General features: G+C 46.9%; 14 protein-coding genes. 8 read left to right on the top strand and 6 right to left on the bottom strand.

Features of this window, described 5'->3' with window-relative positions; all coding sequences use genetic code 11:
- The first annotated feature begins 57 nt into the window (after nt 1-57).
- From tsaB to ACYVGO_RS29930, 3 genes are all read left to right on the top strand, one after another.
- A complete protein-coding gene (gene tsaB / locus ACYVGO_RS29940) occupies nt 58-747 on the top strand; it encodes a tRNA (adenosine(37)-N6)-threonylcarbamoyltransferase complex dimerization subunit type 1 TsaB (RefSeq protein WP_460972459.1) in 690 nt (229 codons plus the stop codon).
- A 178-nt stretch (nt 748-925) separates the two neighbouring features.
- Nucleotides 926-1,708 carry a type III pantothenate kinase gene (locus ACYVGO_RS29935; RefSeq protein ID WP_460972458.1) on the top strand — a complete coding sequence of 261 codons (783 nt, stop codon included), beginning with the start codon at nt 926-928 and terminating at the stop codon, nt 1,706-1,708.
- A 371-nt stretch (nt 1,709-2,079) separates the two neighbouring features.
- Complete coding sequence (locus ACYVGO_RS29930) at nt 2,080-2,763, top strand: hypothetical protein (protein ID WP_460972457.1); 684 nt, start codon at nt 2,080-2,082, stop codon at nt 2,761-2,763.
- 3 nt (nt 2,764-2,766) lie between these two features.
- On the opposite strand, the gene ACYVGO_RS29925 is transcribed toward ACYVGO_RS29930, so the two are convergent.
- The 3 genes from ACYVGO_RS29925 to ACYVGO_RS29915 form a co-directional block, all read right to left on the bottom strand.
- The gene (locus tag ACYVGO_RS29925; RefSeq protein ID WP_142774800.1) at nt 2,767-2,958 is read right to left on the bottom strand and encodes a type II toxin-antitoxin system antitoxin; all 192 of its coding nucleotides are present in this window, start codon (nt 2,956-2,958) and stop codon (nt 2,767-2,769) included.
- 104 nt (nt 2,959-3,062) lie between these two features.
- Nucleotides 3,063-3,911: an SPFH domain-containing protein gene (locus ACYVGO_RS29920; RefSeq protein WP_142774801.1), complete on the bottom strand. Its 849-nt coding sequence runs from the start codon at nt 3,909-3,911 to the stop codon at nt 3,063-3,065.
- Between the two features lie 126 nt (nt 3,912-4,037).
- Nucleotides 4,038-4,949 (bottom strand): AraC family transcriptional regulator, encoded by a 912-nt coding sequence (locus ACYVGO_RS29915; RefSeq protein ID WP_460972456.1) that lies wholly within the window; start codon nt 4,947-4,949, stop codon nt 4,038-4,040.
- 109 nt (nt 4,950-5,058) lie between these two features.
- Here ACYVGO_RS29915 and fucP point away from each other — a divergent pair, with 109 nt between their 5' ends.
- The 4 genes from fucP to lysS all read left to right on the top strand — a co-directional run bounded on the left by fucP (nt 5,059) and on the right by lysS (nt 10,329).
- Nucleotides 5,059-6,312 (top strand): L-fucose:H+ symporter permease, encoded by a 1,254-nt coding sequence (gene fucP / locus ACYVGO_RS29910; RefSeq protein ID WP_460972455.1) that lies wholly within the window; start codon nt 5,059-5,061, stop codon nt 6,310-6,312.
- A 275-nt stretch (nt 6,313-6,587) separates the two neighbouring features.
- The gene (locus ACYVGO_RS29905) at nt 6,588-7,379 is read left to right on the top strand and encodes an L-fucose dehydrogenase (protein WP_460972454.1); all 792 of its coding nucleotides are present in this window, start codon (nt 6,588-6,590) and stop codon (nt 7,377-7,379) included.
- Between the two features lie 77 nt (nt 7,380-7,456).
- Nucleotides 7,457-8,476, top strand: a complete 1,020-nt coding sequence (locus ACYVGO_RS29900; RefSeq protein ID WP_460972453.1) for a zinc-binding alcohol dehydrogenase family protein — start codon at nt 7,457-7,459, stop codon at nt 8,474-8,476.
- A gap of 98 nt (nt 8,477-8,574) precedes the next feature.
- Nucleotides 8,575-10,329, top strand: a complete 1,755-nt coding sequence (lysS, locus tag ACYVGO_RS29895; RefSeq protein WP_460972452.1) for a lysine--tRNA ligase — start codon at nt 8,575-8,577, stop codon at nt 10,327-10,329.
- Between the two features lie 70 nt (nt 10,330-10,399).
- On the opposite strand, the gene ACYVGO_RS29890 is transcribed toward lysS, so the two are convergent.
- A complete protein-coding gene (locus ACYVGO_RS29890) occupies nt 10,400-10,597 on the bottom strand; it encodes a cold-shock protein (RefSeq protein ID WP_142774807.1) in 198 nt (65 codons plus the stop codon).
- 338 nt (nt 10,598-10,935) lie between these two features.
- Between ACYVGO_RS29890 and ACYVGO_RS29885 the strand changes: the two genes are divergently transcribed.
- On the top strand, nt 10,936-11,157 hold the full coding sequence (locus ACYVGO_RS29885) for a PspC domain-containing protein (protein WP_142774808.1): 222 nt from the start codon (nt 10,936-10,938) through the stop codon (nt 11,155-11,157).
- A gap of 70 nt (nt 11,158-11,227) precedes the next feature.
- Here the strand turns inward: ACYVGO_RS29885 and ACYVGO_RS29880 are convergent, their stop codons facing one another.
- The gene (locus ACYVGO_RS29880; RefSeq protein ID WP_460972451.1) at nt 11,228-12,259 is read right to left on the bottom strand and encodes a glycosyltransferase family 2 protein; all 1,032 of its coding nucleotides are present in this window, start codon (nt 12,257-12,259) and stop codon (nt 11,228-11,230) included.
- A 105-nt stretch (nt 12,260-12,364) separates the two neighbouring features.
- The gene (locus ACYVGO_RS29875; protein WP_142774810.1) at nt 12,365-12,697 is read right to left on the bottom strand and encodes a YbaB/EbfC family nucleoid-associated protein; all 333 of its coding nucleotides are present in this window, start codon (nt 12,695-12,697) and stop codon (nt 12,365-12,367) included.
- Nucleotides 12,698-12,783: the final 86 nt, after the last annotated feature.

Below are 12,783 nucleotides of genomic sequence, written 5' to 3'. Positions count from 1 at the left end.
AATATCCCTTTCCTCCCTTTCCTCCCTTTCCTCCCTTTCCTCCCTTTCCTCCCTTCCATGCTCATTCTCTCTCTAGATACTTCCACAGCCAATTGTTCCGTGGCTCTCCATCAGGGTGGCAGCCTGTTGGGTTGTTATGAACTCTTTACAGAACGCACGTCTGCATCTATGCTTACAACACTTATCAGTGATGTTGTTCAGCAGGCAGGATATGAGTTAGGGCAATTGGATGCAGTGGCCGTAGCCAAGGGGCCAGGTTCCTATACGGGGCTGCGTATTGCGGTATCAACGGCTAAAGGGCTATGTTTTGCGTTAGACAAACCGCTGCTGGCCGTAAATACGTTAGCAGGTATGGCTGGTCAGGTGCGAGAATACTTTCCTGCCGGTTATACCCTGTGCCCCATGATTGATGCCCGCCGGATGGAGGTCTATTGTGCCTTTTATGACACAAGTGGGCTTGAAATCCAACCCACATCGGCACAAATCATTGACGAAAATTCATTCAGTAACTGGCTGACACTAGGCCCGGTGGTGTTCTTCGGCGATGGGGCCGCAAAATGCCGGTCACTATTGGGCGAACACCCAAACGCTTTCTTTCCTGCTATCCATATTGTCCCATCAGCCCGCACGATTGGCCAATTGGCAACCTCAGTTTATGACGCAGGTCAATTCGAGAATTTGGCCACTTTCGAGCCATTCTATCTGAAAGACTTCATGACTACACAGCCTAAAAAGCTGGTGGTTTAATCAATCCTACAGTATTATTTGCCCAATCTCTGACAGGATTACAGGCTTTATAGAGTAGTACTGACTGTAAAATCCTGCCTTATCCTGTTAATCCTGTCAAAAACATAATTTATCATAGAGCGAGAATCTGCGGTTTTTCCCCTTATTTCGCCCCGACAACCGTCTATTTCCCGCTCCTGTGCAGATTATCGTTGATATTGGCAATACCGACGCCGTTTTCGGACTTTATGACCAAACTACCTGGCAACACATCTGGCGTACTCCTTCCTGGCGTGAAGAATCAGCAGATTCCTACGAACGTCGGTTGCGGCTCTGGTTGCTCGAAGCCAGTATCCCATTGAGTGCGATCAAAACTACCGTACTGAGTAGCGTTGTGCCCGATTTAACGCCTACTATGCGGGCCATGCTAGCCGAATTGTTTGGATTTGACCCTGTAGTAGTAGGGCCAGGCGTTTATCCGCTATTACCCCTTGAGATTCTGCGTCCGCACGAAATAGGAGCCGACCTTGTGGCTAATGCGCTGGCAGCTTATACGCGCTATAAACGGACATGTGTTGTTGTCGATTTTGGTACGGCCCTGACGTTCACCACTGTGTCGGGGAAAGGCAAAATTTTGGGAGTGGCTATTGCACCTGGCCTTAAAACTGCCATCCGGTCGTTATTTGCCAATACCGCCCAACTACCCGAAGTGCCCATTGAAGTGCCTTCGTCGGCGCTTGGAACCAGTACGACGCATGCTATTCAGGCGGGCGTAGTACTGGGCTATGAAGGCTTGGTTCGCTCCCTGGTGAGCCGGATTCAAACCGAACTCAACGGCAACTGCATAGCCGTAGCAACAGGTGGCCTCTCGGGTCGGATTCCATCGTTGCACGATGTTTTTACCGACATCGTTCCGTCATTGACGCTGGAAGGTGTTCGTTTGATTGGTGAATTCGTTACGTCGTCAACCAATAGTAGATAACCCTCGTAAACGAGTACTAATCGCTAGCCCTCTGCCATCACATTTTTACCGATGTGTCGACAGAGGGCTTTTAGCTATTGTACTATTTGAAGAGCGACAAAAAAGTGGAAATTATTTTTAGACCGTATAATAAATCTCTTGCATATCCTGTATTTAACCTAAAAGTAGGAAAATAGAATATTTCATTTCTTTTCTCCCATCCGTTCTATTCTATCTAAACATAATTAAATAATAGAGAATAGGATAATTTTTTAGCTGATAACAAGCTACTTACCTATTCAGTAACTTGATGTAGGCGTCTTACCCCATGCATGTATTTATGAGGGTGTCAGACACGAAGAGATTCCGCTTCTTACCTAACGTCAACAACGATGAAAATACGCTACTTTCTTACATCATTCATTACAATTGTACTTTTTCATGTTTTTTCTATCCAGGCTGCCTTGCCCAAGCCAACCTGGCAATCCGGTAAACTAACGCTCAGGGACAAGACCGTTTTAGAAGGCGATTTAAGTTATAATTGGTTAATGGAAACCGTATTGTTTCGCCAGGCTGATGGGCGAGTGCGTACGTTATCGGCGAATCAACTTAGTCAGTTCGGCTGGTTTGACTTTTCTATTCATAAGTATAGGGACTTTAGAGTCCTCGCGCGTGATGAGCCCAACGTGCCTAGCAGACCGGCAATTTTCGAGATTTGTATGGATGGATCGCTGGTTGTTGTCAGGCATTTACGACAACGGCACGGTTTACTCAATCGTACGTTTACTCATCCGGCCTACTTCGCGGATCAGCCAGAGATGGCACAAAACACCGATCATTTCGACTACTTTGTCTACGATGCGGGTCGGTTACGGGCACTGGAGCGATTTCACACCGACATTTATGAGCCCTTGATGAGGGCGCACGACAAAACATTACAGCACTACGTACAAGTCCATAATATTAATGACCGAAGTCTATTGGGCCGACTACTCGTAATAGATCGGTACAATACACTAGTGGAGCAGGATGCTAAAACTGCTTCGGCTAAAGGTATTGTTGTTGCACCCGAATAGCTGTTACTCATCAGAAGGCGTTGATGACTCACTATTAGATGCCTGCACCCGCTTTTTCCGTTTCTTAAGCGCATCGTTAAGCAGAAACTCAATCTGCCCATTCACGCTCCGAAACTCGTCTTGCGCCCAACGTTCCAGTTCCTTCAGCGTTTCGGGTTGTATTCGTAAGACAAATGCTTTCTTTTCAGCAGCCATAGGAAGGGGGAGGAAAAGGACGAGAGGGAGGAAAGGGGTGAGAGGAGTTCGGGCGTCAGCCTTTTCTCCCTTTATTCCCTCTCCTCCATCCTCCCTTTCCTCCTTTAATTATACAACGTTCCAGCATTAACAACGGGGCTAACTGACTTTTCACCACAGAGCACAACCAGCAGATTACTGACCATTGCGGCTTTACGTTCCTCATCTAATGCAATAACGCCATTTTTCTCAAGGCGTTCCAACGCCATTTCAACCATACCAACTGCCCCTTCCACAATCAAACGTCGGGCGGCTATCATAGCCGATGCCTGTTGACGCTGGAGCATAGCGCCCGCAATTTCAGAGGCATAAGCTAGGTGGCTAACGCGGGCTTCAATAATATCAACCCCGGCTCGTTCGAGTCGTTCGTTCAGTTCCTGCTCCAGAAATACATTGATCTGGCCCGTACTATCCCGCAAGGTTACCGATGAGGTTTCGTCTTCCATGTGGTCGTAGGGATACGAGTTCGCTAACTTCCGAACGGCCGCTTCCGATTGAATCTGCACGAAATTCACGTAGTTGTCCACATCAAATAGGGCTCTGGACGTGTCTTTCACCTGCCAGACGACTACGGCCGCAATCTCCACAGGGTTACCCATTTTATCGTTGACTTTCAGGGTCTGTCCATTCAGGTTACGAGCGCGCAGGCTGATCTTAGTTTTACTATAAAGCGGGTTTACCCAACGCAAACCGGTTTCCTTGATTGTCCCTACATAATCCCCGAAAAACGTAGCGGCCATCCCTTCATTGGGGTAAATCACGACAATGCCTTTAAGAATGAATCCACCCGCAACAAATAATAAAGCGCCGACAACTGAGCCATAACTTACAAATAGGGCTGCCAGGCCAAAACACACCAAAGCAAGCAACACAAACAGATAACCAGAAACGGCAATAAGTTTTTTCTCTTCCATGACCGTAAGGATTCAGATGAATAAGTAATATCATTTTGATAGCACAATGATACTGAAAATTACTGTCGATCGGTCAAAATATAGAGGAGTGGTCAGCCAACTCCACCAATGGCAATAGACGGATAGTTATAGATTATTACGGTGGAAACGCTGATAACTCAGGGGGCTTTGTCCTGTAACGGCTTTAAATTTCTCAAAAAAGCAGGTTGCGTTTTGGAATCCACTTTCGTAACAGATCTGCTGAATGCTTCTTCGATTGTCAATTAGTTGACGGCAGGCATGGCCAACCCGTATTTCTGTCAGAAACTCCGAATAGGTCTTACCCGTACGAGACTTGAAATATCGGCAAAATGAATTGGGGGAAAGACCCGCCACAGAGGCAACATCATCCAGCCTTATTTTCTGTTTAAACTCTCTAAATGTAAACTCATAAATGGCGTTGATCCGCTCATTTTCTGCATCCGCAAAGTCGTATTCGAAACCGAGTGAGGAGAGCAATTCGACTTCTTTTGTCTGGGCAATAGCCAGTAAGCAATCTAGCAACGCAATTAATTGGTAAGCGCCTTCCAACTGATAAAGCGTCTCAATTTTTGAACCGATCGAGGCTTGGTCAGCCCCCGTCAGCAGAATTCCTCGTTTCGCTTTTTCCAGAACCTGTTTGATCGGCTTAGTTTCGGGTAGCGTCAGAAACCGATCTCCCCAGAAATCTTCCGTAAAATGAATAACGGTAGCGTAAGGCTGTAAATTTTGATTATCAGGCAGTTCCTGCTCATCATAGCGCCAATAATGGGGCAGATTGGCCCCTACAAGCACCACATCGCCCTGCCCGAATCGTTTAATATTATCACCAACAAACTGGGTGCCAGTGCCTTTGTGAAACTGAATCAACTCAACTTCAGAATGGAAATGCCAACGGTTATTTATATTAGGCGATTGATCCTGCCGTACACTGAACGAACGGGTAGGTCCAGTACTTACTTTTAATAATTGGGGTTTCATAAAAATATTCTTCAGGAATAGCCTTATTTCTGAAGTCATGCCAATATAGCTTAGTATCTGGGTAAATTCCTACAAAATAGGAGTTAAGAAATAGAGTTACTTTGTACCGTAATCTTACGGGATTTACACCTAAACCCAAAAAAGTCCTGTGTCTAAACCTGATACCCGCTTCGCCGTCGCTTTAATAACGGTTCTCTTCTTTCTTTGGGGATTTGCATTGAATCTGAATCCGATTCTGATTCCGCACCTGAAGAAAGCCTGTCAACTGAGCGACCTTCAATCGGCTCTGATTGATTCAGCTTCCTACATCGCTTATTTTCTGATGGCTTTACCCGCGGGCTTGTTTATGAAACGCTACGGATACAAGGCGGGGATTACACTCGGACTATTGCTGTTTGCAGGGGGCACATTTCTATTTTACCCGGCGGCAGAACTACGGGAGTTCAATTTTTTCCTGGTGGCCTTATTTGTCATTGCGAGTGGACTGACTTTATTGGAAACAGCTGCAAATCCCTATATCACGGTATTGGGTGACCCTGAAACAGGCACGCAACGGCTTAATTTTGCCCAGTCGTTTAACGGGTTAGCTGCTTTTCTGGCACCTCTTGCCGGAGGCAGGTTTATACTGTCGGGTAAGAATCTGTCAGCTACCGAGCAGCAAGCAATGGTACCTGGCCAGTTCGAAGCTTATCTGAAAGAAGAAGCTTCCTCGGTACAGGTTCCTTTTCTGGTGATCGGGGGCGTCGTTTTGCTCGTGGCTTTGCTGATTAGCCGTACAGCGCTGCCTGTTATCGATGAAGTAGATGATTCGCCAACGGCCAGTCGGGGCTCTATCCTGACCGAGAAAAATCTGATAGTCGGCGTAATCGCCCAATTTTTCTACGTAGGTGCGCAGGTTTGTGTCAGCAGTTTTTTCATCCGTTTTGTGGGATTAGTCGGCGGTATTGACGAAAAAACAGGGGCCTATATGCTATCGGGCGCGTTATTGGGCTTTATGATCGGGCGTTTCTTTGGAACGTTCCTGATGAAATATATAACCCCGCCCCATCTGTTAGCCGCCTACAGCCTGCTCAACATTGGGTTGCTGGCTATTGCCGTTTTTGGTCATGGATTGATACCAGTTTATGCGCTGATTGGCGTTGAGTTTTTTATGTCGATCATGTTCCCAACCATCTTTGCGCTGAGTATTCGGGGGCTTGGATCAAAAACCAAGCTTGGGTCATCCATGGTCATTATGGCCATAGCGGGCGGGGCTTTTTTCCCGGTTATTATGGGCCGAGTGTCTGACTTAACCACCATGCAGACGGCCTATTTGGTTCCGGCTATCTGCTTTTTACCCATTTTGTATTTCGCCATAAAGAACTTTACCGTCAAGAACGTGACGCTAACCGCTTCACATTAGTGAAATATCCAACTAAATTTTAACCACAGAGACACAGAGAATACAAAACACTAATCACCTCAATATCAATCCAATACAACTCCTTATTCTCTGTGTCCCTGTGGTTAAAATTAGTTACGAATGATATATCTCTGAATTAGGTTAAGCTGCTTCAGACAACGGCAATAACTCCATTATGTAGGAGTTTTTTCATAGGTTGGTAGTTCGGAAAGCCCCACCGGCTTGCGTGAGGGCTTTCTTTTTTTCATCGAACATGTATTGAGTTAATCATAGATATGGACTTACAACTGCAAAACAAGGTTATCCTCGTTACGGGTGGTGCCAAGGGCATTGGCGAAGGCATTGTAAACGTGTTAGCCGCCGAAGGTGCTATTCCTGTTATTATTGGAAGAAATGAAGCCGATAATCAGAAAGTCGTGGCGGAAATTGAAGCTGCCGGACATCAGGCCTTTCAGGTTGTAGCTGAACTGACCCAGCCCGAAGAATCAGCTAAAGCTGTTCAGGCTGTGCTGAGCCAATTTGGACGGATCGATGGGGTTGTTAATAATGCTGGCGTAAATGATGGCGTTGGTCTGGAAAACGGCAATTACGAGTCGTTTATAGCCTCGCTGCATAAGAATCTGGTGCATTATTACCTGATCGTGCATCATGCGCTACCTGCGCTGAAGGAATCAAAGGGAGCTATTGTTAATATCACCTCCAAAACTGCCGATACCGGCCAGGGAGGCACCTCTGCTTATGCGGCTGCCAACGGAGGCCGCAACGCACTGACTCGCGAGTGGGCGGTCGAGTTACTCAAATACGGCATCCGGGTTAACGCTATTGTTGTGGCCGAATGCTGGACACCCCTCTATGAACGCTGGATCAATACCTTACCCAATCCAGAAGAAAAACTGGCGTCGATCGTTGCGCATATTCCCCTCGAAAACCGGATGACAACCGCCGAAGAAATTGCCAATACCACTGCATTTTTACTATCCAATCGCTCCAGTCACACTACTGGTCAACTCCTTTACGTAGATGGCGGGTACGTTCATCTCGACCGGGCCTTAGCTAATGCTTCTTAAAATAAGTTTGTCGTTTGAGGTTCGATGTTTCCGGCCTCTGTGAACCTCAAACGACAAACGACAAACGACAAACTTTAATGCAAACCTTAGTCTGTACAACGCCAGGGCAGTTAATCTATCAATCAGGTATCAAGCCGGAGTTGACTCCCGGAAATGCCATCATACGGATTCGGCGAATTGGCATCTGTGGTACCGATCTCCATGCGTTTGAAGGAACACAGCCGTTTTTCAATTATCCTCGTATTCTAGGCCATGAACTAGCCGGAGAACTCGTTGAAGCCGACGATGCTCCTGGATTTGAGTCCGGCGAAGCCGTAACCTTTATTCCTTATTTTAACTGTGGGCATTGCATTGCCTGCCGATCGGGCAAGCCCAATTGCTGTGCAAGCCTTAGCGTAAGTGGTGTGCATGAAGATGGAGGCATGGTGGAATACTTATCGGTTCCCTCCTACTCCTTAGTGCATGGCAATGGACTAAGTTTTGACGAACTGGCTTTAGTAGAACCTTTATCCATTGGCGCACACGGGATTCGCCGGGCCGGTGTACAGCCGGGGGAGTGGGTGCTGGTTATTGGCGCTGGTCCCATAGGATTGGGCGTAATGGAGTTTGCCCGCATTGCCGGGGGTAACGTGATTGCCCTCGACATCAATGCATCACGACTTGCCTTCTGCCAAAATCGGCTGAACGTAAAACACACGGTATTGGCAACAGATCCAGATGTGCTGGAGCAATTGGCAACGATCACAAACGGCGAAATGCCTACTGTAGTAATTGATGCAACGGGAAGTCTGCGTGCTATTAACAATGCCTTTCAGTATATGGCCCACAGCGCCCGTTATGTCCTGGTTGGCTTGCAGAAAGGCGAAATTTCGGTCAGTCACCCGGAGTTTCATAAGCGGGAAGGCACCCTCATGAGCAGTCGAAATGCAACCCGACAGGATTTCGAGCATGTGATTGCCTCCATGAAAAATGGCCAGGTCGATCCAACGACCTACATTACGCATCGGGTAGCCTTTGGGCAGGTTAGCGACGAATTTGCCAGCTGGCTCAACCCGGCCAATGGAGTGATTAAGGCGATGGTGGAAGTAAAGCCGTAGGTAACTAATGCCGCTACTCTGCAAACGCCAATCCTTTTCACTATTTTTGCGGCCTTAATTACTGGTCAACCTGCTGATTGACCAACTTATTGACAATCATGCAACTGAGTGAACAAGAAATAAACCGCCGACAAAAGCGCGAAGAATTAATGCGGATGGGAATCGACCCCTACCCCGCTGCACTAGTTGACGTAACGGCCACCATTGCCGACATCCGGGAGGCTTTCCCAACTGCTGAACCCGAACAGGATTTCTCGGACGATGAGCGCTGGGGTAATATTCAACTGGCAGGCCGATTGATGGTATTCCGCATTAGTGGTAGCGCATCATTCGCCGAGATACAGGACTCTACCGGGCGGATACAATGCTATTTCCGGCGCGACGACATCTGCCCCGGCGAGGATAAAACACTGTATAATACCGTCTTTAAAAAGCTGCTGGACATTGGCGATATCATTGGTGTTCGGGGTCATGTATTCACGACCAAAACCGGCGAACTGTCGGTTTACGTGAAGGAATTTAAGATCCTGAATAAGTCGTTGCGTCCATTGCCTGTGGTAAAGGAAGTCATCAATGAACAGGGGCAAAAAGAAACCTTCGACGCCTTTACAGATCCGGAGCAACGCTACCGCCAGCGGTATGTGGATTTGATCGTGAATCCGCAAGTGCGCGATGTGTTCGTAAAACGGACGAAACTGGTCAATTCAATTCGACAGTTTCTGAGTCAAAAAGGCTATCTGGAAGTCGAAACGCCCATTTTGCAGCCTATCCACGGTGGAGCAACCGCACGCCCATTCAGTACCCATCATAACTCTCTCGACATGACGCTCTACATGCGGATTGCCAATGAGTTATACCTGAAACGCCTGATTGTGGGTGGCTACGATGGTGTGTTCGAGTTTGCCAAAGATTTCCGGAACGAAGGTATGGACCGTACGCACAATCCAGAGTTTACCCAGGTTGAGTTCTACGTGGCCTACAAAGATTACCTCTGGATGATGGATACCATTGAGGAGATGGTCGAAAAAGTGGCGCTGGATGTAGCGGGAACCACCAAAGTTACGGTTGGTGAAAATGTTATTGATTTCAAACGCCCCTGGAAACGCCTGACCATGTTCGAGGCTATTCAGGAATATACGGGTGTGGATGTATCGGCTATGGAGGAAGCTGAACTTCGGCAAGTGGCCGAAAGTCGGGGTATTAAAGTCGATAGTACCATGGGCAAGTCGAAGTTAATTGACGAGCTATTCGGTGATGCCTGTGAACCGAACCTGATTCAGCCGACATTCATTACAGATTACCCCGTTGAGATGTCGCCGTTGACCAAGAAGCACCGGAGTAAACCGGGTTTGGTAGAGCGGTTCGAAGCTATTTGCAACGGGAAAGAAATTGCGAATGCCTACTCAGAGTTGAACGATCCTCTCGATCAGCGCGAACGTTTTGAAGAGCAGTTGCGCCTGGCCGAACGAGGTGACGAAGAAGCCATGGCGCTGGACGAAGATTTTCTGCGTGCTCTTGAATACGGTATGCCGCCAACGGCGGGTGTGGGTCTGGGTATCGACCGGCTGGCGATGATTATGACTAACCAGCCATCCATTCAGGATGTCCTGTTCTTTCCTCAGATGCGCCCCGAAAAGAAACTGGAGCAATCTGATGAAAGTGATTTTGTAGCAGCTGGCGTTCCGATAGAGTGGGTTCCAGCGGTACAGAAATTAGGCTTTCAAACGGTAGAACAACTTCGTGCAGGCAATCCCAACAAACTCTTTAACGACCTTGGGGGCGTTCGCAAGAAATTAAAAATGGATGTTCCCATGCCTAGCCTGGATCAGGTAAAGGGCTGGACAGGTAATTAAACAAGGAAAGCCCCACCTGAAAACCGGGTGGGGTTTCTATTTCGTTAGTCGATGCTGGAGAGTAATCTAATTAGCTAATTTTCTGCACCTTTACGGCATTGAGTCCTTTTTTGCCGTCTACCACTTCAAACTGCACCCGGTCTTTTTCCCGAATGGTGATCCCATTCAAGCCAGTGATGTGAACGAAAATGTCTCTGTTGGTACCATCTTCAACAATGAATCCGTAGCCTTTACTTTCGTTAAAGAATTTTACTTCACCTGTTTGCATAAAACGTAAACAATTAAACAATTAAACATTTAAGGGGTCAGTTATTAACAAAGATTCAGGAAACAAATACCGTAACATCAAATTGTTAAGATATTTAGTTGAGAATCAACGAACTTTGTTAAATGTAATGGTGAAAATGGCACTTATGTGCCGTTAACCCCGTCACAACACAAAGAAAACAAAAATGTTCTGACTTCAATTAGTTTAGAGGGACTTTTTACCTAATTTCACTAAGTTTATATTGGCTTTCTTCGTAAACGGCAAACATTCTATCAAATACCATCGTTAGTTTTACAGTTTAGTACTGACCGGGTATTACACACTTCTGAACAAAAAAAATGAATAAGATTCGTTATTTTGTTGAAAGCCAGGCATTCGGTGTCTGTTCCCGTTTAGGGGAAAAGATGAATATCTCAGCCAGCAGTATTCGTTTATATTTTATCTACACCTCTTTTCTGACCCTTGGCTCCCCAGTTGTTCTTTATCTAATACTGGCTTTCTGGATGGAAATGAAAAAGCATATGCGTCGGCACGCACACCCAACCATTTGGGAGTTGTAAACGTATAAATGAATAATGGTTAATGTAAAATGGATAATGATCTCAACGCTGGGTCATTATCCATTTTACATTAACCATTATTCATTTCTCCAAACGTCTTCCTGCCTTTGGCAAAATACTGCCAGACAATACTTTTAGGGTATAGTTTTACCTCGGTTATCTGCTGTTGCTTCAATACCTTCCGTTGCCGGTGAAGTTTCGGTACTGCGCCGTAAAAAGCGAAGTGCGCCCGCACAATAGCCCACACATCAGGCCATTGCCCTTCCCGTATAAAGAGCAGTGATGATACGCCATCCATCACCAGCCGGAAAAGAATTTTGGCCCATAACCAGCCATCCGCGGGCCAGTTTTTGTAGAGCATCAGCAGGCTGTTCCGGTAATTCAGAAAGGTTTTATGCGGATTAGATTTGTGGAGCGTACCTCCCCCAACATGATATACCGTCGACTGGCCACAGGCCCAGACTTGGTAGCCTAATCGCTGGATTCGCCAGCACCAGTCAATTTCTTCCATGTGGGCAAAAAACGATGCATCGAAACCACCCGTCTGGTGAAATACCTCAGCCTTTACAAACAGGCAGGCGCCCGTTGCCCAGAAAATCGGCCGGTTGTCGTCGTATTGTCCATGATCGGTTTCGAACGTAGCAAACACACGTCCCCGACAGAAAACGTAGCCTAACCAATCGACAAAGCCACCGGCAGCTCCCGCATGTTCAAACAGCTCGCGCTCACTATATGAACGAATCTTGGGCTGGCAGGCTGCAATAGTCGGATTGGCTTCCATCAGATCAAGCACAGGCGAAATCCAGCCAGGTGTTACTTCAATATCGGAGTTGGGAAGAACATAATAGGTAGCACCCCCATAGTGGGTTCGAATGTGATCGAGAGCCAGGTTGTAACCTCCTGCATACCCCTCATTACGAGGAAGTTCAATAACGTGAACGTCGGGGAACGTAGCTCGCAGAAAGGAAACGGAGTTATCAGTAGAAGCACTATCGGCTACATAAACCGGGTGTCCATCGGCAGTGGCCAGAACCGCAGGCAGAAATTTGGCTAAAAACGGTTGTCCGTTGTAATTAAGAATAACGATGGCAAGGGTAGTCACACCGCAAATTTACGATTTACAAGTTACGGTTTTCAGTATCCGGCGGCAAAGACTCTGCTAAAAACCGACTACTGAAAACCATAAACTGTATACCGTATACCTTTTTTAGCCCATCAGACCATCCAGATTTAGGCCGGGAATGTTAGGCAATAGTCCTTCGGTGGCCTGACGGAGGTGTTCACGGGCTTTTGTTTCAACATTGCCCATTGCCTTGTTGGTAGCTGCAACAATGAGGTCTTGTAACATTTCACGGTCGTCGGGCCGTATCAGATCAGGATCGATTTCTATTTTCAGGACGTTTTTCAGGCCATTCACCGTCACTTTAACTAATCCAGCTCCCGATTCACCCGTTTCGGTAACGGCACTTAGGGTTTCCTGAGCATCTTTCATTCGGGATTGAACTTCCTTCATCTTCCCGAACATATCCATCATATTCATAGTCTTAAGTAGTTAGTAAGTAGTGGAGTAGGTGTAATAAGTGGAGTGAGTGAATCGAACTTACGCATTACACTTACTCCACCTAC

The organism is Spirosoma migulaei (genome assembly GCF_054776855.1).
This window is presented reverse-complemented; position numbering and strand designations above follow the sequence as displayed.

Bases quoted from the DNA above. Each gene is read 5' to 3' on its own strand.
- ACYVGO_RS29915 (WP_460972456.1), bottom strand. From the start codon at position 4,949: ATGACTTCAGAAATAAGGCTATTCCTGAAGAATATTTTTATGAAACCC.
- ACYVGO_RS29925 (WP_142774800.1), bottom strand. From the start codon at position 2,958: ATGGCTGCTGAAAAGAAAGCATTTGTCTTACGAATACAACCCGAAACG.
- ACYVGO_RS29900 (WP_460972453.1), top strand. From the start codon at position 7,457: ATGCAAACCTTAGTCTGTACAACGCCAGGGCAGTTAATCTATCAATCA.
- tsaB (WP_460972459.1), top strand. From the start codon at position 58: ATGCTCATTCTCTCTCTAGATACTTCCACAGCCAATTGTTCCGTGGCT.
- ACYVGO_RS29875 (WP_142774810.1), bottom strand. From the start codon at position 12,697: ATGAATATGATGGATATGTTCGGGAAGATGAAGGAAGTTCAATCCCGA.
- ACYVGO_RS29905 (WP_460972454.1), top strand. From the start codon at position 6,588: ATGGACTTACAACTGCAAAACAAGGTTATCCTCGTTACGGGTGGTGCC.
- ACYVGO_RS29930 (WP_460972457.1), top strand. From the start codon at position 2,080: ATGAAAATACGCTACTTTCTTACATCATTCATTACAATTGTACTTTTT.
- lysS (WP_460972452.1), top strand. From the start codon at position 8,575: ATGCAACTGAGTGAACAAGAAATAAACCGCCGACAAAAGCGCGAAGAA.
- ACYVGO_RS29920 (WP_142774801.1), bottom strand. From the start codon at position 3,911: ATGGAAGAGAAAAAACTTATTGCCGTTTCTGGTTATCTGTTTGTGTTG.
- ACYVGO_RS29890 (WP_142774807.1), bottom strand. From the start codon at position 10,597: ATGCAAACAGGTGAAGTAAAATTCTTTAACGAAAGTAAAGGCTACGGA.
- ACYVGO_RS29885 (WP_142774808.1), top strand. From the start codon at position 10,936: ATGAATAAGATTCGTTATTTTGTTGAAAGCCAGGCATTCGGTGTCTGT.